The 20,443-nt window shown below is 61.5% G+C and carries 22 protein-coding genes, 1 tRNA gene and 3 pseudogenes; 19 read left to right on the top strand and 7 right to left on the bottom strand.

Annotated features, from left to right (window positions below; all coding sequences use genetic code 11):
* Positions 1–49: 49 nt before the first annotated feature.
* Complete coding sequence (locus FH975_RS02315; RefSeq protein WP_162319846.1) at positions 50–601, bottom strand: DUF6919 domain-containing protein; 552 nt, start codon at positions 599–601, stop codon at positions 50–52.
* A gap of 133 nt (positions 602–734) precedes the next feature.
* Between FH975_RS02315 and FH975_RS16860 the strand changes: the two are divergent.
* The 5 genes and pseudogenes from FH975_RS16860 to FH975_RS02295 form a co-directional block, all read left to right on the top strand.
* A pseudogene (locus FH975_RS16860) lies at positions 735–1,202 on the top strand (DNA cytosine methyltransferase); the annotation flags it as partial.
* A gap of 94 nt (positions 1,203–1,296) precedes the next feature.
* Positions 1,297–1,776, top strand: a complete 480-nt coding sequence (locus FH975_RS16450; protein ID WP_235928418.1) for a hypothetical protein — start codon at positions 1,297–1,299, stop codon at positions 1,774–1,776.
* Between the two features lie 8 nt (positions 1,777–1,784).
* Positions 1,785–1,949, top strand: a complete 165-nt coding sequence (locus tag FH975_RS02305; RefSeq protein ID WP_162319845.1) for a hypothetical protein — start codon at positions 1,785–1,787, stop codon at positions 1,947–1,949.
* A 22-nt stretch (positions 1,950–1,971) separates the two neighbouring features.
* Positions 1,972–2,268 (top strand): MmyB family transcriptional regulator, encoded by a 297-nt coding sequence (locus FH975_RS02300; protein WP_162319844.1) that lies wholly within the window; start codon positions 1,972–1,974, stop codon positions 2,266–2,268.
* A gap of 78 nt (positions 2,269–2,346) precedes the next feature.
* Positions 2,347–2,691 (top strand): VOC family protein, encoded by a 345-nt coding sequence (locus FH975_RS02295; RefSeq protein WP_162319843.1) that lies wholly within the window; start codon positions 2,347–2,349, stop codon positions 2,689–2,691.
* A 135-nt stretch (positions 2,692–2,826) separates the two neighbouring features.
* Here the strand turns inward: FH975_RS02295 and FH975_RS17025 are convergent.
* Both FH975_RS17025 and FH975_RS02285 read right to left on the bottom strand, forming a co-directional pair.
* Positions 2,827–3,074, bottom strand: a pseudogene (locus FH975_RS17025) (transposase); the annotation flags it as partial.
* Positions 3,075–3,279: 205 nt separating this feature from the next.
* Positions 3,280–3,591, bottom strand: a complete 312-nt coding sequence (locus FH975_RS02285; protein WP_162319841.1) for a hypothetical protein — start codon at positions 3,589–3,591, stop codon at positions 3,280–3,282.
* Positions 3,592–3,755: 164 nt separating this feature from the next.
* Here FH975_RS02285 and FH975_RS16440 point away from each other — a divergent pair, with 164 nt between their 5' ends.
* The 5 genes from FH975_RS16440 to FH975_RS02265 all read left to right on the top strand — a co-directional run bounded on the left by FH975_RS16440 (position 3,756) and on the right by FH975_RS02265 (position 9,055).
* Complete coding sequence (locus tag FH975_RS16440; RefSeq protein WP_235928280.1) at positions 3,756–3,935, top strand: hypothetical protein; 180 nt, start codon at positions 3,756–3,758, stop codon at positions 3,933–3,935.
* Positions 3,936–4,065: 130 nt separating this feature from the next.
* Positions 4,066–4,920, top strand: a complete 855-nt coding sequence (locus tag FH975_RS02280) for an ABC transporter ATP-binding protein (RefSeq protein ID WP_162319840.1) — start codon at positions 4,066–4,068, stop codon at positions 4,918–4,920.
* Positions 4,917–5,573 carry an ABC-2 transporter permease gene (locus tag FH975_RS02275; RefSeq protein WP_162319839.1) on the top strand — a complete coding sequence of 219 codons (657 nt, stop codon included), beginning with the start codon at positions 4,917–4,919 and terminating at the stop codon, positions 5,571–5,573. Before FH975_RS02280 ends, FH975_RS02275 begins: the two co-directional genes overlap by 4 nt.
* Positions 5,574–5,589: 16 nt before the next feature.
* Positions 5,590–5,955, top strand: coding sequence for a GntR family transcriptional regulator (locus FH975_RS02270; RefSeq protein ID WP_162319838.1), 366 nt, complete (start codon positions 5,590–5,592; stop codon positions 5,953–5,955).
* Between the two features lie 493 nt (positions 5,956–6,448).
* Positions 6,449–9,055: an efflux RND transporter permease subunit gene (locus FH975_RS02265; RefSeq protein WP_162319837.1), complete on the top strand. Its 2,607-nt coding sequence runs from the start codon at positions 6,449–6,451 to the stop codon at positions 9,053–9,055.
* A gap of 171 nt (positions 9,056–9,226) precedes the next feature.
* Here the strand turns inward: FH975_RS02265 and FH975_RS16435 are convergent.
* Positions 9,227–9,774: pseudogene (locus FH975_RS16435) on the bottom strand (IS481 family transposase); the annotation flags it as partial.
* Complete coding sequence (locus FH975_RS02255) at positions 9,771–10,256, bottom strand: DUF6194 family protein (protein ID WP_162319835.1); 486 nt, start codon at positions 10,254–10,256, stop codon at positions 9,771–9,773. The pseudogene FH975_RS16435 and the gene FH975_RS02255, both read right to left, overlap by 4 nt.
* Before the next feature lie 43 nt (positions 10,257–10,299).
* Here FH975_RS02255 and FH975_RS02250 point away from each other — a divergent pair, with 43 nt between their 5' ends.
* The 5 genes from FH975_RS02250 to FH975_RS02230 all read left to right on the top strand — a co-directional run bounded on the left by FH975_RS02250 (position 10,300) and on the right by FH975_RS02230 (position 14,254).
* Complete coding sequence (locus FH975_RS02250) at positions 10,300–11,088, top strand: MerR family transcriptional regulator (protein ID WP_162319834.1); 789 nt, start codon at positions 10,300–10,302, stop codon at positions 11,086–11,088.
* Between the two features lie 182 nt (positions 11,089–11,270).
* Positions 11,271–11,750, top strand: coding sequence for a hypothetical protein (locus tag FH975_RS02245; RefSeq protein ID WP_162319833.1), 480 nt, complete (start codon positions 11,271–11,273; stop codon positions 11,748–11,750).
* Positions 11,751–11,772: 22 nt separating this feature from the next.
* Entirely contained in the window at positions 11,773–12,714 is a 942-nt protein-coding gene (locus tag FH975_RS02240) for an IS1249 family transposase (protein ID WP_328821739.1), read from the top strand.
* An 83-nt stretch (positions 12,715–12,797) separates the two neighbouring features.
* The gene (locus FH975_RS02235) at positions 12,798–14,003 is read left to right on the top strand and encodes an IS1249 family transposase (protein WP_328821738.1); all 1,206 of its coding nucleotides are present in this window, start codon (positions 12,798–12,800) and stop codon (positions 14,001–14,003) included.
* Positions 13,994–14,254, top strand: coding sequence for a hypothetical protein (locus FH975_RS02230; RefSeq protein WP_162319830.1), 261 nt, complete (start codon positions 13,994–13,996; stop codon positions 14,252–14,254). Before FH975_RS02235 ends, FH975_RS02230 begins: the two co-directional genes overlap by 10 nt.
* Positions 14,255–14,530: 276 nt before the next feature.
* Here the strand turns inward: FH975_RS02230 and FH975_RS02225 are convergent.
* A tRNA-His gene (locus FH975_RS02225) sits at positions 14,531–14,606 on the bottom strand.
* A gap of 76 nt (positions 14,607–14,682) precedes the next feature.
* Complete coding sequence (orn, locus tag FH975_RS02220; RefSeq protein WP_328821737.1) at positions 14,683–15,264, bottom strand: oligoribonuclease; 582 nt, start codon at positions 15,262–15,264, stop codon at positions 14,683–14,685.
* A 56-nt stretch (positions 15,265–15,320) separates the two neighbouring features.
* Here orn and mptB (FH975_RS02215) point away from each other — a divergent pair, with 56 nt between their 5' ends.
* From mptB (FH975_RS02215) to FH975_RS02200, 4 genes are all read left to right on the top strand, one after another.
* A complete protein-coding gene (gene mptB / locus FH975_RS02215; RefSeq protein WP_162319829.1) occupies positions 15,321–16,823 on the top strand; it encodes a polyprenol phosphomannose-dependent alpha 1,6 mannosyltransferase MptB in 1,503 nt (500 codons plus the stop codon).
* On the top strand, positions 16,804–18,459 hold the full coding sequence (mptB, locus tag FH975_RS02210; RefSeq protein WP_162319828.1) for a polyprenol phosphomannose-dependent alpha 1,6 mannosyltransferase MptB: 1,656 nt from the start codon (positions 16,804–16,806) through the stop codon (positions 18,457–18,459). The genes mptB (FH975_RS02215) and mptB (FH975_RS02210) overlap by 20 nt, the downstream gene beginning before the upstream one ends.
* A gap of 3 nt (positions 18,460–18,462) precedes the next feature.
* Positions 18,463–19,776 carry a glycosyltransferase family 87 protein gene (locus tag FH975_RS02205; protein WP_162319827.1) on the top strand — a complete coding sequence of 438 codons (1,314 nt, stop codon included), beginning with the start codon at positions 18,463–18,465 and terminating at the stop codon, positions 19,774–19,776.
* A partial coding sequence (locus tag FH975_RS02200; protein ID WP_162319826.1) for an AEC family transporter occupies positions 19,769–20,443 on the top strand: 675 nt, incomplete at its 3' end. The genes FH975_RS02205 and FH975_RS02200, both read left to right, overlap by 8 nt.

Genomic DNA, 20,443 nt, shown 5'->3' with positions numbered 1-20,443 from the left:
GGACAGTCCTATCCGAGGCTGAGAGCGATCTGAGGGCACCGGTCCCTGGTCACTCCATGGCAAGTGCACGAAGAACGGCGGGCCAGAAGCGATCGTTGCGCGCCCAAGTTGGGTCAAAGATCTGTAGTGCCCAAGCGGCATCTAGGTCAGCGTCAAGTTGAGTGTGGCCATTGCGGAGGTGATCCAGCTCGTCTACAGACCACCGGCCAAGAAAGGTGAATGGCGATCCCTGGTCGACCGTAACCGCGATGCTGCTGTAGACATCGCTGCCTGGTGAAAACGAGATGACCACGAGATCTTCAGCTAGGAGATCTTCCGTGATCTTGGCTGCGGTTGACTCGTTACAGATCCCCTCAACATAAGCACGCTGGGTGCAACGCGTGGACTCGTCCATCCAGCCTGGTTGAGAATCGGTGGTAACGAACCCTGCACGCTTCATAGCTACCAAGCTGGGGATGAGCGGCGAGCTCTCGGAGTGTGGCGGCCCGCCGTGAAGCGGCGTCTCTGGAAGGCGACCTTCCAGGAACTCGATCGTCGCGGCAGCCAGATCGCCCAAGGACCGCGCGGCCTTCCAAGGTTCGTCTGCTTTGCTGATCGTCATGTTCTCTATCTTGCACGAGTCGACTGCCACGCCGCCTCAGTTGCAAGACGCGTGATCGATCTAAGGCTAGGTGACGACGAGGGATCAGGTGGGCCATCGGCGGCATCGACATCTAGCGCTGTGACGCTCGACGGTGGACCGGCTTCGTGGGCGTCGGCATGCGAGTTCGGTTGGTAGGCGGCTGAGGGCTGTGCACCTAGCAGGTGACCAGCCCGGCGATGAACTCCGGAAAGAGTTCGAGTCCGGGGTCACCAACCTGCCGGAGCCCTCATGTACGACAACATCTCCTCGTTGGAACGTCGCCTGCGGGTCGGGTCGCTGTGCTCTGGATACTGCGGCCTCGACCTCGCCGTCGAGCACGTCTTCAACGCCGAAACCATATGGTTCTCCGAGATCAACGAACCCATCGTCCGTGTCTTCGCCCATCACAGGCCCAAGGCGCCGAGCCCCCGGCGGCGTCACCACCATCGACTGGAACAACGTGCCGCCGATAGACATTCTCTGTGGCGGGTTCCCATGTCAGGACGTCTCAACTGTGGGCAAACAGGCCGGTCTAGCGTCAGGAATCCGATCTGGCCTCTGGTCGAACATGGCTGCGGCGATCGTCGCGCTGCAGCCGGATTTCGTCGTGATCGAAAACCTCCGCGGGCTGCTGTCGGCACCCGCTGTCCGCCCCACCCCGGAAGGAGCAACTGATGACCGACGCAACTCCGAAACCGCAACCCTTCGCGACGTGGATCCCGACCCGTGGAGTCTGGGAAACGAGTCAACCCGACCTCTTCAGGCAATGGGCGCCATATGCGGAGGCCTGGCCGACCTCAGGCAATCTGCACGATGGATCGGCCCACCCGTTCCTCGCGTCGGGGTGCCTCACCACCGCTTCCGTGTGTTCGTCCTCGCCCACCGCCCTATTCCGGACCCCGTTGGCTTCAGACTACTCCCGTGGAGGGGAGAGCCTGGAGCAGGTGAAGTCACGGCGAGGGACGATCGCGCCGTCGCATCAGATCATCGACCTCACCATCCACGGGCCCCACGGCTCACCGAAGAACAGTGGCGAATCGGAGACCCTGTGGGCCCCAATCGAGGACATCTTCTTAGCTAGGGACGCTACGCCCGAGCCATCGCCTGATGGGAACACATCACCGGACGACCCGCGCCCGCACCAGCGCTCTTAAATGAGGCGATGGGGCCGCGGCCTGCGTCAGAGCTCGTGGAGTGGATGATGGGCCTCGAACAGGGCTGGGTAACTGACGCTGCTCGTGGGCTGACCGACTACCAGCAACTCGCCGCCTTAGGTAACGGCGTCCTTCCCCTCCAAGCCGCGACAGCCCTTCGGCTCTTGCTATAAACGCAATGACGCTGAAGGCACTGTGCTCACTTCGGCCGAGTACCGCGTCAGCGGAGTTGAGAGGGAGCAATCCCCGTCCCGGCGACTATTGCGGGGATACAGCGCACAGTTAGCCCGGCTGCGGAGCAAGCAGGAGGTCCGCGATACCGCCTTGGGGGTGAATGAGATCGTCCACCTCTCCGTCGACCGGCTGGTGCTCGACCGTATCACAATGCGCGTCACCGACCATCCGGAACCGTGGTTGGCCTTCCTTAGTCCCCAGCCAGGATCGGGCACCAGGGAACGGCTGCTTAATCTGCGGGCCGCAGCCGCGCATTAATGTGAAGCGGTGACTCAACCGGGTTCCGTAGTCAATCGATCTATGGATCGAGACGGTAGGACGTGGTTGGATCGTAGAATGAAGATCGAGCGAATCGCGCCCGTCTTAACCGTTGACGACCTCGCCACCGCGATTGACGAACATACCGGTGTACTCGGGATGCGGGTGGTGATGAATATGGAATGGATCGTCTTCCTCGCCGATGACACCGGCCGTCAGATCGGTCTGATGACAACTGATGCAACGGCACCGGTCAACCCGGACATCTCAGTCTTCGTCGACGACGTCGAGGCGGCGCACGCCGCGGCTGTGGCATCGGATGTCCAGATTGTGTATCCACTGACCACCGAGACGTGGGGTGTACGTCGGTTCTTCTACGGCGACTCATCTGGACGAGTGATCAACGTCGGCACCCACACCTGAACTCCGCACCGGGCCCACGGGAGCTGTGATCCTCATCGCTCCACCGCGCTCGACGAGCTCAGGATGCTATGGCGCGCGCCGTCGATTGATTCACGCGGTCGATGCAACAGCATCTGTTGGCGGTGAGTCGAGCAACTAGTTGCCCATGTGTGTCGGGCTGCGGAATCCATGACATTTGAGGGGTGGGGTGTTGAGTCTGGCGGTGACGTTATCGAGGATTCCGGCGCCGTAGAACGATAGGTCAGTGCTTTTCGGGAAGTGCTGGCTCAGCAGGCCGTTGGCGTTTCGTCCGAGCCTCGTTGCCAGGTGCTGTGTGGGTCGGCGAAGTAGATCGGCATATCGGTGGCTGCGGTGATCCTGGTGTGCCGTGCCATCTCCGAGCCGACTGTGCAGCTGCAAGGCACCGCTCATCACGGTCCTTATCGGCTCGCACCGCACCACTGTGCGGAAATCCAGATGGCCAGCGTCCGAACAGGCCGAGGTCGACGCTACTTTCGTGGGCGTTCCAGGTTCTCATGCCCTTCCACTTTCCATGCGTCTGCTTGTTCGCATCTCCCTATGGCGGGATCCCAGTTGGGCACTGTGGGCTTAGCGGGGCGCGTCTTGGGTTTGGCAGCCTAGGAGCAATTCAGTCGCCCAGGTGAGAACCTCTTGACGGGTCTGATCACCGTGGTCGGCAGTCAGGTAAGATGCGCCGATCGCAGTACAGAATGCCAGGAGGCTCCGCGCCTCGACCTCATCAGGATCGTCACAGAAGGTGCCAACCACTTCCCGGAGCAGGTTCATCCGAGCCTCATGCACCCTCCGCAGCCGTTCGGCGGCGGTAGGGTCCCGGCGAGCCCGCGCCTTCGGCTCGTGCTCGTTCGCGGCGGCTGCAAGCACATCGTCGACAGGCTTCATGCTCCCAGGTTGCCAGCATCTGCTGAAACAGTGACTCACGGTCCTTGAAGTGACGAGGGCCGCGTTGACAGGCGCGCCCCGATCACGGACGCACGGACGAGTCGATGCCCCGGCGGCGATCGCCGCGCATCCGAAACTTCGCGTGCACTATCACAGAGCGCGACTTGACCATCGACCCCGTGTGTGACGAGGTAGTGGAGTTGCAGCCGTTCAACGCGGTCCTGTCGAAGGAGCCGGCGCAGGTCAGGCGCAACCTTGACCGGTTCGAAGGCGCATGGCGAAACCCGGCATCGCTCATGTCCCCCAAGCGTGGCGCAACGGTTGATCCTTCGTCTTCGAGCTAGAAGGATTGCTCGCCGGGGGAGTTCCGGTGGGAGTCGGTGCTGCTGGGTCCCAGTAGCTGTCGGCGACCGAGTTGACTGGACTTCAACAACTGTTCATACTGGACATACACAGTGGTTTACGGAGGTGTTCATGCTCGTTGTCGACGGCCTGGCCAAGAGGTATCCATCGTTCAGACTAAAGGAAGTCTCGTTCGAGGTGCCTGCTGGCCACATCACCGGATTCATTGGTGCGAACGGGGCTGGCAAGACCACGACCCTGAAGTCGATCATGAACATCGTTCGCCCGGATGCTGGGAAGGTCACCTTCGAGGGGAGCGACTTGCACGCCCACGAGGCTGAGGCAAAGCAGCGGATCGGGTTCATGCTCGGTCCGGTTGATGTCTATCCCAAGCATTCGATCCGCACCGTTGTCGACGTGTACCGGCGCTTCTACGAGGACTGGGATGATCGGGCTTTCGGAGCGTTTCTAGACCGGTTCGAGATCGACGCTCGCAAGAAGATCAGTGAACTGTCCACCGGAATGCGGGTGAAGCTCGGCGTCTCGATGGCTCTGTCGCACGGTGCCAAGCTGATCCTGCTGGATGAGCCGACCAGCGGTCTGGACCCGGTGGCCAGGGATGAGTTGCTCGATCTGCTTCAGGAAGTGGTCGAGGATGGCGAGCGCGGCGTGCTTTTCTCCACTCACATCACTAGCGATCTAGACAAATGTGCCGACTACATCGTGTTCATCCGTAACGGGCGAATCATTGGGAATGACACGAAGGACGATCTGATTGCGAACCATGTCCTTCTCAAGGGCAGCACCGCCGAATACACCGACGACCTGCGGGGACGGATGATCGGGCACAAGAGCCACGCCTTCGGGTTTACTGGGCTCGCGCGAACCGATGATCTTGGAGATCTGGACACAGTCGGGTCGCTGCACGCTGAGCGTCCAAATCTGGAAACGCTGATGCTGTACTACGACTTGGAAGGGGCCCAATGAGCACTACCTCCGCGCTGCTGTTAAAGGAAGCCCGATTGGTGGTGCCTCCGGCTTACTTGGGCGTTGTGGCATTGACACTGTTCAACCTGATCCCGAACTACCCGATGGTCATTGGGGCTTCGTACTTCATGCTCGCATTGTTCATGGCATTTTCTGAGGCGAACGCAAACAAGGACCATGAATTCACTATCTCGTTGCCCGTACCTCGCAACCGCGTCGTGCTCGCCAAGCACCTGACGGTGATGGCAGTCCAGATGGCGCAGCTCGCCGCACTTGCCCTTGTAGCGATCGGCGCCGCGCTGATCAACCCCGATGGCAACATCGTGGGCATGGACGGCAACTACGCATTCTTCGGGTTGGTTCTGACCTCACTCGGGCTGTTCAATGTGATTTTTCTGCCCGGCTATTTCGCAACCGGATACAAGATTGGCCGTGCCGGCGTGTTGGCAGGTATCACGTTCTTCGTGTCCTACGGCGTCTTCGAGTTGCTGGTCATTCTCACTCCCGGCGCGGGCGACACTCTAGACACTCTCGATCCGGCCGACGCCGGCCCACAACTGCTTGTCCTCGCCCTTGGCGCGCTGGTCTACCTCGGCTTGACCTCGGCTTCCTATCGACTCTCGGTACGCCGGTTCGACCGTGTGAACCTGTAGACGGGATACTCTTCACGTGGACATCGTCATTTCCGAGCGCAGCGATATGCCGATCTACGAGCAAATCCATGTTCAGCTTGCCGCCCAGGTCCTCGACAGTCGACTTGAGCCCAACGCCATGCTCCCCTCGATCCGCACAGTCGCCCGAGAACTCGGCATCAGCGTCATCACGATCAAGAAGGCCTGGGAGCTGCTGGAGGCCGACGATCTCATCTACACCCGACCGGGAAAAGGGGCGTTCGTTAGCGCCCACCCTCCCCAAGACCTCCGCGCGAAGCGCCAAGCATTCGCCGTCAAACGCTTCCATCGCGACGCCGCCTTCTATCGTGGCATCTCCATCACTCGCGACGAGCTGATCAGCATCGTGCATCGGGAGTACTAACTTCAGGCGACCACCCGGGTTGACCGCGCACTTGCCTCACCGGCGCGAGCAAGGTAGCAGGTGCATCCAGCGGGTCCGTCAAATCATCGACTCCGATTGAGAGCCCGGTCAGACCAGGACGCGGAAAAGATCCTGCTGCTCTAGTCAACGCGTCAGCGGAGCTGATCGGGTCGCGGGGATGGCCTTTAGTCGCTTCGCTGTCAAGGCGTGACGACCGTGTCGTCGTCCAGCCTCCGGTCGCCAAGAGAGCCCAGACGCCCCGCGGCTGACCCGCTCGGGTTGACAACCCTATTCTTAACTGTGCATGCTGAGCATGTACAGTAGACCCCACCCCAAAGCCCGCCGATGATGGCAACGGCTGCTTGCCGCGGCGCATCAGACTGTGCCCACGTGCAAGTTATCGCGGTGGCGCTCCGCAAGTAGCTCGCTGTCTTCGGGTCGAAAGGACTCAGCCATGACCGCCTGCAGCGAAACTGCGAAAGGAAACTTCAGCATGACAACCCAGGGACGCCTCGACAGGGCTGAGGGCAGGACCGGACTTTCCCGTCGGCGGTCGCGACGTGGGGCTGCCATCTGCACGACGATGGTCCTGACCGCCTTGGTACTCACCGCCCTATTCGCCCTCCTTTCTGGCGAGGCCCAGTCCGCAAGCGGCAACGAAGGGCTCGCGCCGGACAACCAAGAGGTACTGGCAAGCGATACGATCGCGGAGCAGTTCCACGAGTCTGGCGAAGGGGTTCTCCAGGTACTGGTCAACGGGGATGACGTGATCAGTGCCGATGGGCTCACCGCCGCTGACAGCATCATGGACTCCATCGAGGCGTCTCTGCCTGCCGAGGTTGAACTCTCCGCTACTGCAGAGCGACCCGCGGTTATGCACTGGCTGTCCGCGGTCCAGCTGGCACTGGCTGAGCAGGGGATGGACGCCAGCCAGGCCGACGACGTCACCGTGAACCAAATCTTCTCCGACGCCCTCGAGTCGATGCCAGCCGAGCAGGCGGACTTCACTATGACCCAGCTGCCCAGCGATGCGTCGCTTGATTCCTCGCCGCAGGCGGATAGCGGCCTGCTGCTCGTGTTCCTTCAACTCGACGAAGCGGTACCTGAGCACCTCGATGAGGCTGAGCGGGAAGAGGCAAGACTGGCAATAGATACACGGATCGCAGAGGCCGTGCGTGGCACGGAACTCCCGGAAGGCTACTCGGCTGAGACATTCAGTGTTGCGTTGCTGATCGGCGACCCAAGCCAGGTCGCAACCGAGCTCGTCCAGTTGTTCGGGGCCGCGTTCCTGATCATCTTTGTTCTGCTCGGGTTCGTGTATTGGGTCAAGCCAGGTGTGGGAAGCCGGATCTTGCCGGGGATCCGGCGCACCATCGCCGATGTGCTGCTCACACTGTTGACCGTCGTGATGGCGATCATCTGGATGAACGGCATCGGAGTGTTGCTCGGGCCCGGCTACTTCGACTGGATCGGGCCGATGAACGACGTCAGCATGATCGTGCCAGTGCTGCTAATCGCGCTCGGAATCGATTACGCGATCCACCTGACTGGTCGCTACCGCGAGGAGTTGGCTGCCGGACGCAGCGTCGGCGATGCCCTCGTTCGTGCGGTGCGCACTGTAGGCGTCGCTCTTGTGCTGGCGACTGTCACGACCGCTGTGGGGTTTCTGATGGGCGTGTTCAACCCTGTGCCAGCGCTGGTCGATTTTGGTGTCCTGGCCGCTGTCGGCATTGTCTCATCCTTCGTGCTCATGATGACGTTCGTGCCCGCGACCCGCTACCTCATCGACCGACGCGCGGAGCAGCGCGCCACACTGCCCCGGCAGGCGTTCGGCCGCGGCGGGGAAAGGCTGCTGCCTGGGATCATGGGCCGGATCGCGGGCTTGGCGGCGCGAGCGCCGGTGCCGACACTGCTGGTCACGCTTGTGCTGGGTGGCTCAGTTGGTGTGTGGGGCCAGAGCCAACTCGAAGTTCGATTCAGTGTGACCGACTTCGTGCAGGACGATACCCCTGCGATGGCCGTATATGAGCAACTGACCGATCGGTTCAGCCGCGTTGACGAGACCACCGACGTGCTGATCACCGGTGACGTAGCAACACCACAAGTCCACAATGCACTGGTCAGTTCCTTGGGTGAGCTCTCCGAAGTTCCCCGTGTCCAAACCTTCGGAGGCACTGCTCAGGCGGACTCGCCAGTGGGGCTGCTCGCAACACTGCTCGCCTCTGCCGACCGAGACTCCCCACCGGAGGCTCTTATTGAAGCCGCCGAAGCCGCAGGGCTAGGGGAGGACCTCACCGTCGATCCCGATGCGGACGTCGCCGGGCTCTACGACACGTTACTCACTGTCGCACCGGACGAGGCAGAACGCGTACTGGCACGCAACGATGCGGGCAACTTCGACATGACCCGCATGTCAATTCAGACTAATGTTGGTGGTTCTGACGTTGGGGCGCTGCGAGAAAACCTTGATGACGCGTTGGCGCCGCTCGTCTCGACAGGCGTTGAGGTCGTAGCCACCAGCGAGCGAATCATCGACGACGAGATTGTTACAGCACTGACCGAGTCACAAATCACCACATTGTTGCTGGCGTTGGGTGCGGTTTTGGTGCTGCTCGTTGTGACCTACTGGTTCCGTAACCGTCGGCCGTTGCTGGGTGTCATCACGGTGTTACCGGTCGGATTGGTAGTGCTGTGGACTTTCGCGACCATGGGCGCCACCGGCATCCCGCTAGGGCCAGTCACGGCCACAATCACCGGTCTCGCGATCGGTGCCGGCGTGCCCTACACGATCCACGTGACCAACCGCTTTCAGGAAGACAGGTTGCGCCACACCAGCACCGCCGACGCAATCCGCTCAACCATGCGACACACAGGAGGGGCCTTGGCTGGGGCGGCGATCACCAACTGTGCGGCCTTCGGCATACTAATTACCTCAACATTCACGCCCTTCCACCAGCTCGGACTAGTGACCGTCTACGCAGTTGGCTTCGCACTCTTCGCCGCCACGGTGGTACTTCCGAGCATGCTCGCGTTGTGGGATCGGTGGCACCGGCGACGCCATCCGATCGGTACGACGGCCGAGGTCCCGGTCGCGGCGTGACATCGCCTGCGCCGGGCGGTGCCTGTCCGACCAATCCGTTGGTTGGACGGACACTGGGCACGCACTATCCGAATTTTGCCCAGAGGGCGGTTCGTGGCGAACCGTTCGGTGACCGTCGACGATGACCTAGCGTTCGGCGAGCGCACCTTAGCGGTTGGTGATTTTCCATCGCGTCGCGCTCTTCTCGTCGTCGAGGGCTTCGCTCCACGCCACTCGGGTGTGCCCATCGGCGTGGAGTGGAGGTTGATGTATCCGCAGCGGGTGCCGCGCTTCTTCATCCGTTCGACCACGCGAGCCTCGGGACTGTCACGTTCGTGGACGCGCCAGCCACCACCGTGGGGAATGCGTCCGACCCTCTTCACCTCGACGTGCACCATGTGGCCGGGACGTTCAGCGACGATCCGTCGTCGCTCGCGGTTCGAGGCACCGTTCGGGTCGATGAACCTGCGCCAGTTGAGGCCAAGCTCCAGCAGGATGCGGGAGATCGTGCGATGGCTGACACTGACGCCCTCGAGAGCGAGTTCGAACTGGATGTGCGACGCTGACCACTTGTGCTCGAGTCGCAGCAACTCGATCCTCGCCACCATCGACGATTCCGTTGCGCGGGAGATGCCCATCCCGGCAGCGACATGAGCGATCGGGCGGTTGCGGCAACGTTCGACAAGCCGCTTCCGCCCCTCCACCGTCAGCGGTGCACTCCGATGAAGGTTGACGCTCATTCGTTCCGTGAGGCACCGCGGCTGTGCCGGCGTTCCACTCGTCGCCGATCAGTCAGATGGGCGACGCGGAGAGCCTCCAGCGCACCCGCGGTGGTTGCCCTTGCGGGATTGACGACACATACCCATCCATATGCGCCATACAGGGGGTGAGGAAGGAATGAATCTGTAGTGCTGTAACCCGCACCGGATTCGTCTATCTCATCGGGTGGGTATCCGACAAGATCGGTGAAGGCTTCCGCTCCGACATGGATGTTTAGCCGCCAACGCCCGTCGCGGTCGAGTCGACTCTCTGTGTCGTTCGGGTAGTTCTTCGTGATGATCGTCGCGTATGGCTGGCGGTTGTGTGGCACCTGGCCGTCCGGGGCGTAGTAGAAGTAGTAGTCGCCCCACGAGATCTCTGGATGTTCGCTTCCTGGCAGTGGTGCGAGTTCCAGGAGACCGTCGAAGGTTCGGATTTCTGACAGGATCTGTTCCATAGACATGGTTCGAGTATGAGGTTGAAGTGCTAATGGAGGGTTTAATCGTATGAGGCGCACAAAGACCTATGGGCCCGAGCAGTACACAACGAGTCAGCTCGCTGCTGTCTCTGGGTACTCGGCACAGCAGGTCCGTGACCTCGACCACCTGGGTGTCATCCCGCCCGCTGTTCGGCAGAGCAACGGATACCGACAGTTCACCCGCATCCATGTCACCGCACTACGCGCCTACCGCGACCTGGCTATCGCGGCTGGCCCCGTGGCGGCCCGCGCGACAATGCGTGACGTACACCATTTGCCCTTAGACGAAGCGATCGCCTGCATCGTCGCGCTCCATGTCGATCTCGCGCATTCCCGAGACGATGCCGTCGCCGCGCTTCGTGCTCTCGACAGCATCGTCGATGAAAGCGCGCGCGACATGCCCGCAGCGGCAGGCGACACGATGAGCATCACCGAACTTTCCACCGCGCTCGGTGTGCGCTCCTCCACGCTCCGCTTCTGGGAGCAGGAAGAGCTGATCACGCCTGAACGGGACGTGCCTCTCGCTGCGCGACGCTACCCGCCAGACACCGTGAGAGACGCCCGGATCGTCGCCACCCTCCGCGCAGGCGGCTACCGTATCCCCGCGATCCGAGCAGTCATGACATCCCTGCACGCCCTCGACAGCACCACAGACGCCCGAAAAGCACTCCACAACCGACTGCGAGACATCGCCATCCGCTCAGACGCACTACTCCGTGCCGGCGCAGACCTCTCCAACCTGCTGCACCCACCCGCCGTCAACAACGTTATGTCCAGCAACACCAGCCGACCGGCTCGATGCGCGGGACTTCGCTGAACAACTGCACTCCGAACCGGCCCAGGGACTAAACCTCGGTGAGGGTCGTGCAGAGTTGCTCATGCCTTGGCTGGATGAGTTGGTCGCGCTCAGCCTCGGCTACCAATGGTGTGACACCGAGAAACGCCCAGCCTGGGAAGCCCTGCTACAGCGGTTTCCTGCTCCTGCAGTGCTCATCACCGATGGCGTCACCGGACATTCATCTATGCCCGCACCTACCGGGGTCAGCACACCGGGCCGGTGCCGGGGTGGTGTGCCCGGGGCAGAATTCCTGGTACACCCACGACCGACTGCGCAAGGCCTACAGCCTGTTAGAACGCTGCGCGAAGCATCAGGAGCTGTTTACCTACCTCGAGGCCGGGTTCGGCTTCGAGGCCGCCTCCACCACCAACAGAATCGAAGGCGGAATCAACGCCCAACTGCGGCTGCTGCTGCGCGATCACCGAGGACTGCCCGCAGAGCACATGCGCTGGGCAGTGGAATGGTTTCTCTACCTACGCAGCGAAAACCCCTCACCACCCCACCAGCTCATTAAAGAACACCACTACCGACCTCAACCAAAGAACCCCGCCCCGGCAGAGGAGTCCCTCGGGGTTAAGCGGCAGAAATGTGTGTACAGCCCGGGCCGGGATCGTTGGTATGACGCCGATGTAGGGGGTTGAACATGCTCTGAGAGCATGTTCAGTGACTAATCCCAGGAATCATCCGCTCTGTGATGTATGTGGCACGAAGCTGGTGAAGAACAGAACAACTTCTGCTGGACGGACCCGCTGGCGGTGCAAGCACTGCGGGGCCTCAGCAACTCAGTCTCGTCCTGATGTAACCCGCAGAGCCGACCTAGAAGCTTTCCTGAACTGGCTGCCAGGCAAAGACAGCCAACGTCAAGCAGACGGCGGCACTGGACGTTCATTCCGGGCCCGGATCGCTTGGTGCTGGGACATCGAGGTGCCCCAACCAACGCCTACTGGTGAGGTCCACCGGCAGATCATCGTCGATGGCACCTACTTCCAGGGTTGGTGCGTGCTGATAGCTTTCACCGGGTCCCATGTCATCGGATGGCAGTGGTGCGATACCGAGAAGAAAGCCGCCTGGGTCCAGTTACTCAAACAATTCCCGGCCCCTGATGTGGTGGTCACCGACGGTGGTGCCGGCCTACGAGCTGCACTTGACCAGCAGTGGCGCAGAACCCGGATCCAACGGTGTTACTTCCACATCTTCACAGCAGTGAAACGCCATACCACCCTGAACCCAAGACTCGAATCGGGCAAAGAAATCCTCAAGCTCACCAGGGAGCTCATGCAGGTCAGGGACCTTGATGCCGCAGCCTCCTGGATGGGCTCCTACGCATCCTGGGAAGCCCGCTGGGAAAGCTTCCTGAAACAGCGCACCTACGCCAGAACCGCAGCAGAGAGACCCTCATGGGCGAAGCCGAACCAAACCTGGTGGTACACCCACATCCGACTGCGCCAAGTCCAAGGCCTCTACCGGCAACTGATCCGCAATCAGTCACTATTCACCTGGCTTGATGACCAGTTCCTCCAGAATCAAACCCGGACCGTGGCCCGAACGATCTCACCGCTGGAGGGATGGCCCAACCGAGCGATCAAAGACCTACTAGGGTTATAGGCAAGAATGTGTGTACAGGATGGCCGTGGATGGTTGATATAACGCCGATGTAGGGGCTTGTACATGCTTTGAAAGCATGTGGGGTGACTCCTGCTTCGAATCAGCCGGTTTGTGGTGTATGTGGCACCAAGCTGGTGAAGAACGGTAAGACCAGTGCTGGGCGTACTCGGTGGCGATGTAAAGGATGCGGGTCCTCCGCTACCCAGTCCCGGGCTGATGTGACCCGCAAGGCCCAGCTGAACACGTTCCTGGGTTGGCTGCTAGGCAAAACCAGCCAGAGGCAGGCCGGTGGCGGCACCGGCCGCTCACTACGATTCTCCACTGCCTGGTGCTGGAATATCGAGGTCCCCCCACCAGAGCCCACAGGTGAAGTTCATCGGCAGATCATCGTCGATGGCACCTATTTCAACGGCTGGTGCGCACTCATCGCCCATAACGGTCAACACGTGATCGGCTGGCAATGGTGCGACAGAGAATCCAAAGCAGCCTGGGTAGCCCTGTTCAAACGGTTCCCGGCCCCCGATGTGGTGGTCACCGACGGCGGCACCGGACTCAGAGCAGCCCTGGACCAACAGTGGCGCCGGACCCGCATCCAACGCTGCTTCTTCCACATCCGCGCCGCAGTAGTCCGCCACACCACACTCAACCCCAGACTCGAGGCAGGCCAAGAGATTCTGGCCCTGACCAGGGAGCTTATGCGGGTCCAGGACCTGGATGCCGCAGCAGCGTGGATGGGCGACTACGCCTGGTGGGAAGCCAAATGGAGCAGCTTCTTGAAACAACGCACCTACGCGAAGAAAGGCCTCGAACGGCCAGTCTGGGCCAAGCCGAACCAAAACTGGTGGTACACCCACATCCAACTGCGCCGAGTCCAAGGCCTCTACCGGCAACTGATCCGAGATAAGTCCTTATTCACCTTCCTCGACCAGGACTATGTCAGTCAGGGCATCAGGACAGTGGAACGGGCTACTTCCCGGTTAGAAGGCGGGCCGAACAGTGCCATCAAGCACCTACTGCGTCATCACCGGGGCATGCCCGAAACCCATACACGCAAAGCAGTCGATTGGCTGCTCAACAGCCTTACCGAACACCCACACGACCCCCGGGAACTACTCCAGCGCCACCACCGAGCGGCCGAACAAACAGCCAAACACAAACCAGAACCGGAGGAACCTCTCGGTCCGCAGAGCTACGGCACCGCCACCACCGCAGAAGAAGGACTATGGGCCCGCAAAGGTGGGCCGGAAGACCCTGACACGCCCGGGCTGTACACACATTCTTGCCTATAACCCACCTACTACGCCACCACAAAGGCCTCACCGATGCGCATGCCCGCACCGCTGTGGACTGGCTACTCAACACACTCACAGAGCACCCACACGACCCCTGGAGCCTAGCTAAGCGCCACCAACAGAAGACCACTGAAGCCCTACCCCAGAAAACCACAGAAGACGAACTCCTCAGCCCGGAAACCTACGGCACCGCCGCCACTGCCGAAGAAGGCCTCTGGGCCAGAAAAGGGTGGGCAGGACGCTCATGACACGCCCGGGCTGTACACACATTCTTGCCGCTAACCCTCCCTCGGGCCGGAACTCTACGGCCAGGCAACCACAGCAGAAGAAGGCCTCTGGAACAGATCAGGATGGGCCGGCAGAACCCACTAAAACAGGGTCAACACGCCCGCCCCAGCAACACGTTTTTGGCCTATAACCCATAACCCCCTAACCGACGTGGGCCTCGAGTGCCCGCAATAAAAACGAGGCCCGAACCTCGTCCAAGGACGGTCCCTTGGTCTAGAGTTCGAACCTCGTTCGTATGGGGTGAGTGACGGGGCTTGAACCCGCGACCCTCGCGACCACAACGCGATGCTCTACCAGCTGAGCTACACCCACCATTGGCTTTTTCAGGTTTTATAACCCCGGAAAAGCAACCAATACAGCATACACCGGAAACGGTTCGTGAGCGAGCTCAGCGAAGCATGTGCTCCCGGTAGTGCCGCAACTCGGCAATCGAATCCAGAATGTCGCCCATTGCGCGATGATTCCCGGTCTTCTTGGGCGCATCTGCCTTCACCTGCGGATACCAGCGCGAAGCCAGCTCCTTCAACGTGGACACATCCACGATTCGGTAATGCAGGTGTTGAGTCAAAGTCGGCATACCCACCCTGAGAAAGGCCCTATCTGCGTGCACCGAATTCCCCGCCAGTGGGGCCACGCCAGCTTCCGGCACCCACTGCTGGATGTATTCCAAGACCTTCTTCTCCGCGGTCTCCACAGCAATACCGTCTTCGAGTTCGGCCAGCAGGCCGGAGGCAGTGTGCATATCGCGCACAATCTTCTCCATCCCGGCCAGCGCTTCCAAATCTGGGCGGATCACCACCTCGACCCCTTCGCCGAGCACAGTAAGCTCGGAGTCAGTGACCAATGCGGCCACTTCGATCAGCACGTCATTCTCCGGACTCAGTCCGGTCATTTCGCAGTCGATCCAGACCATACGGCCGGACCAGTCTCCTCCGCCGGAGGGAGTCTCTTGAGCAGTCGATTCATTCACGGACAGACACTCTACCCACACCGGCTCCGCAGTGAGCGCCAAGTAGACTCTCTGCGGTGACGAAACAGGCGTACGCAGTGATTAGTTACGGGCTAGCCGGCTCCGTGCTAATTCTTCTCGGTTCGGTCGGTGTGGGCTGGCTCGTCACCGATTCGCCGCTCAGCCGATGGGGACCTGCTATCTGGCTCAGAAGCGAACACGCTGGGGTCGCGGTCTCCGTTATTGCCCTCACAGCCGGTTGCTGGGTTCTCTTCCACGCCTGGCTCCGGTTGAGACACGTGATGACCGGCACCGGCGACGCCGCCGCATTGTCCACTGTTACCAGCGCTGCAGTGGTTTGGTCTGCGCCACAGCTGCTGGCGGTGCCGATCTTCTCCCGGGACCTCTTTGCCTATCTGAACCAAGGCAGAATTGTCCTGGCGGGGGAGGACCCGTATACCACCGGAGTCTCAGCGCTGGATAACTGGTTCCAACTGGGCACCGATATAGGGTGGGCCGAAGACGCCACACCCTACGGCCCACTGTTTCTCTGGCTGGCCGCAGGCGTGATGCGCTTATCGGGGGACTCTGCCGAACTTGCTGTCCTCCTGTTCCGACTGCTCTGTGTACTCGGCGTGATCCTCATCCTGATCTTTGTTCCCCGCCTCGCCAAGCAACTCGGCACTGATCCGGCCAGTGCGCAATGGGTCACCGGCGCCAACCCGCTGCTGATCATCAGCTTCATCGCGAGCGCACACAACGATGCCCTGATGGTGGGGTTGGCACTTGCCGGAACGTGGTGCGCGCTTCGCGCCGGCACCAGCGGTAGTAGTGCCCACTGGCTGTGGGGAGTCGCCGCCGTGATGCTGCTCGTGGCCTCCATCGGCACCAAACTCATCACCTTGGTCATGCTCCCCTTCATAGGCCTGCTCTGGGCCGGCTCCCGGGCCAGCTGGCCGCGACGCTTCGCCTACTGGTTCCTCACCCTCGGCTTGGCCGGCGGAACACTGATCGGCATCGGCATGATCGGCGGCTACGGCCTCGGCTGGGTGTCTGTTCTGGCGGGCGCAGGGTCGGGGGCCACCTTTTGGGCACCGTTGACCATACTCGCCGCCCCCTTTGCCGTGGTGTTCCTGCTGCTGGACCAGTCACCAGACATCGTCTTCGACACCATGAGCCTCATCGGGCGGATCACCGCGATCATTGTGGTGCTCTACCTGATGTTCCGAGGAGGTGAGCAGCGCATCTTTCAGCGAATGATGTGGGCCTTCGCCGCCGTCGTCGTGCTCTCTCCGCTGATCCAACCCTGGTACCTGCTGTGGATTCTGCCCCTCTTCGCTGCCGCCGGTTACCTCACGGACACGCCAATGCGGTGGCCACTCTGGCTCACCATCGGGGCCACCGGGTTCTTCCTCGCCTTCGGCGCCGCCGATCAGCTCTCCATTCACCAGTTCCTTGATGTGGACCTTGCGATGATGCTGGTGTCGATCGGTGTGTCCGTGGTGGGCGCCACAGTCATCTGGTTCTCAGATGCACGTGTGCGCTCGATAGTGTTGAGTGGTGACCCCGCTGCCCCTTAACCGCGTCTCCCGAGCTGCAGACACTGCTCGCGAGGCGCTGGGCAGTTTTCGCGGGACCTCGTGGTTAATCGGTGGGCCTGAGGGGGAAATTTCACATACTCTGCGGCAGGGTCTGCTGGCAGCCGTGCTAATCATGGTCGGCTCCTGGGGCGTGGGATGGCTTCTGATGGTTCCGGGCTCCTGGATGCCCCTGCACAACTCTCTGCTGCCCCTGCGGACCACAACAGCAGGTGTCATCACCTGCGCTGTCCTCTTGGTGGTGGGAGCTTTGCTGCTGCTGCGCTCCTGGCTCCGACTGTCCCAGCGGATCCCGTCCTGGGATGACGCTGCCGCCCTGCCGACCATGCGCAAAGCTGTGATCCTCTGGGGCGCACCCATGATCGCGTGCTTCCCGATCTTTTCCCGGGATGTGTTCTCCTATCTGGCTCAGGGAGGACTGCTCTCTGCGGGTCTCAACCCCTACGAGGCGGGCGTCTCCGAGCTACCGGGCTGGTTCGGGGTGGGGGCCGACGAGCTCTGGGCCGAATCCCCTTCTCCCTATGGCCCGCTCTTCCTCCTCCTCGCCCAGGGCATTTGGCTTATCACCGGTGGGGTCCCGGAGCTCTCCGTGCTGTTGTTCCGGCTGCTGGCCATCTTCGGTGTAGCGCTGATGCTGCTGATCATCCCGAAGCTCGCTCAGACATTCGGGTCCCACCCAGCCTGGGCCCTGTGGCTGTGCCTGCTCAATCCGCTGAGCCTGATGGTCTTCATTCCTGCGGCGCATAACGATGCTCTGATGATCGGCCTGATGCTGACCGGGATCTGGTACGCACTGCGAGGCAAAAGACTGGTTGCCGCCTTGCTGCTGATCGCGGCAGTGGCGGTCAAACCCATCGCTATGGTGGTGTTGCCCTTCGCGGTGCTGCTCACTTTGAATAAGACATCCAGCTACGCACACCGGTTCCGGGAGTGGGCATTCGTAGGGGCACTGGCTGCCCTGCTGCTCTTCGGCGGGGGCTGGCTGATCGGCATCGGCATCGGTTGGTTCACTGCCGCGCTCGGCGCCGGTGCGGCCGTGCTGCAAGGCGCACCGGTAGGCCTTCTTGGTCTCGGGGTGGGCTGGTCTGTGGAGTTACTCGGCGGTCCGGACCACGACGTCGTCGCCGGCTGGGTCTACGCCGCAGCTCGCTTAGTTTCTGCTGTTGTCCTCGCGGGGCTGCTGTTGCAGCCGCGACTGGGCAACCCTGTGCTCTGGGCAGCCTATGGACTCACCACCGTTGTGCTGGCCTCATCGGTGATCCAACCCTGGTACGTGCTGTGGCTGCTGCCGCTGTTCGCTGTGGTCCACGTCTACCGAGGCAGGGTGCTGATGCTGGTAACTCTGCTGATCACCGTCATGACACTATTGTCGATGGTGGGGCAACTATCAGTTGTTCAATGGGTCGACTCCTTGCTGGTCCAGGGGATCGCCCTGGCCGTGGCCGCAGGATATCTGCTCTACATCATTTTCATCGACCCCAACACCACAAGTCTGTTCCAGCTCAATCAGCCTTCGGCAAGGTGGAACGCTGCCGAAGGTTGGCAAGGGCTGCGTGGACTGACTACCACCCCGGAGGCGTCTTGGTCCGCCGCCGATGTCTACCGAAGGACCCGCTAATCGATGGCTGTTGGACGACTATCTACCCGGGCCGTCACGGTCCTGCTGGCGGCGACCGTCGTGGGCGCACTGCTGTCCGTGCTGGCGGTTCAATGGTGCCGGGTCAACGGGTGGACGAATCCTGAGCAGCACCTTGCCCTGTGCTATTCGGATTTCCCCCTGCTCTTCGTTGAGCGTGGCCTCGCCGGTGGCGCGTTCCCTTTCATCGATCACGTTCCCCCTGAAGCAGTTCTGGAGTACCCGGTACTCATTGGGGTGGTCGCCGGGGTGGCCGCAGTCCTGATTCCCGGTCAGGGTCCTACCCCAGAACGCATCTTGGCCTTCCACGATGTCAACCACCTGGCGGTGATTCTCTGCTGGATCGGCCTAGTCCTGATCACCGCCCTGTCGCTTAGTCCGGAACGCCGCCGCCATGCACTGTTGGTGGCTCTTGCGCCAGGAATTATCCTCACCGTGTCCATCAACTGGGATATGTGGGCAGTGTTCCTCGGAGCGGCCGCACTGCTGGCCTGGGGCCGTCACCGTCCCGTGGCGGCGGGAGTGCTCATTGGGTTGGGGGCAGCGATGAAGCTCTACCCCCTGCTGTTCCTGGGCGCAATCATTGTGCTGTGCTTACGCACCGCCCAGTGGCGAACCTTGACAGTGACAGCGCTCGGAGCGGGTGTGACCTGGCTGGCGGTCAATCTGCCCTTCATGCTCACCCAGCCTGAACAGTGGGCCATGTTCTACCGTTTCTCCTCCGAACGGGAACCAGGTTTCTCGTCCATGTGGCTGGCCTTGGCTCCGACCGGCTGGTCGGGGGAGAAGTTTTCGCTGATCTCCAATGGGTTGTTCCTGCTCTGCTGTATCGGCATCGCCTGGCTGGGCCTAGCTGCCCCACAGCGGCCCACGATCGCTCAACTGTGCCTGCTGATAGTTGGGTGCTTTGTCCTTCTCGGTAAGGTCTACTCGCCGCAGTTCGTCATATGGCTCATCCCGCTGGTAGTTCTCGCTCTACCACGGCCCAGGGTTTTCCTCATCTGGCAGGGTGCTGAGGTCTTTCACTGGCTGAGCGTCTGGCTGATCAGTGCCAAGATCACCTCAGAGGGGTCATTCGGGGAAGGCCACTACTTCTTCGAGACGCTCTACGCGCTCGGTATCGTGGCCCATATGGGAACTCTCATCTGGGTTCTCACCTTGGTGATTCGCGACATTCTGAGTCAGCCGGCGGCTGATCCGCTCTCCGGTCCGGTGGGGAAGTACGACGACGCCTTCAGGCTGCCTGGGCTGCCCCGGACTCTCCAGCGGGCGCCGAAGAGGGAGGTTGCCGATGGCTGAGATGCTGTGGGTCATCGCCCCGCTGTTCGTGTTGATCCTGTTGGGATTCGCGGCAGGTTTTGCCGCCCGTTTCCGGCAGGCCATCCCTCACCTGAACGCTTTCGTTTTCTATTTCGCTCTGCCGTGCTTCATCTACACCTCCATCATCTCCGCTCCGTCCGTGGGCAGTTTCCCGCTCGCGGCACCACTGATCGTGCTCACCGTGACCCCGGCGCTGGCCGTAGGGCTCTACTACCTGTGCCGCGGCCTCGGTGGGTTGTCGAGGGACTTGGCCGCACCGGTTTCCCTAGCCGGTAGTTTCGGCAATGTTGGATATTTCGGCATTCCAATCTCCATCGGCGTACTCGGGCCCGAGGCCGGACTGACCGCGGGGATTGTGCACATGCTGCACAACATCTTCTTCATGAACGGCTATCCGCTGGTGCGCACAGCGGTGCTCACCCGAGCTCGGGAGGGCTCCGCGAGTTCCTTCGGCGAACTTTGGCGCGGACAGCTCTGGCCCATTCTGCGCCGAGGTCTGCTGCTGAATCCGGTGTTCTGGTTCATGGTGCTTTCACTGTTGGTAGTTCTCACCCCATTCGGGATGCCCAATCTGTTTGATGAGCCAGTCGCCATGCTCGGAAACACTGCGGTGCCGCTGGCCCTGTTCTGTGTCGGGCTGGCGCTG

The organism is Nesterenkonia haasae (genome assembly GCF_010119385.1).
In the GTDB taxonomy this organism is placed as follows: Bacteria; Actinomycetota; Actinomycetes; order Actinomycetales; family Micrococcaceae; genus Nesterenkonia; species Nesterenkonia haasae.
The sequence above is the reverse complement of the archived record's forward strand: the minus strand, read 5'-3'. Positions and strand labels throughout refer to the sequence as shown.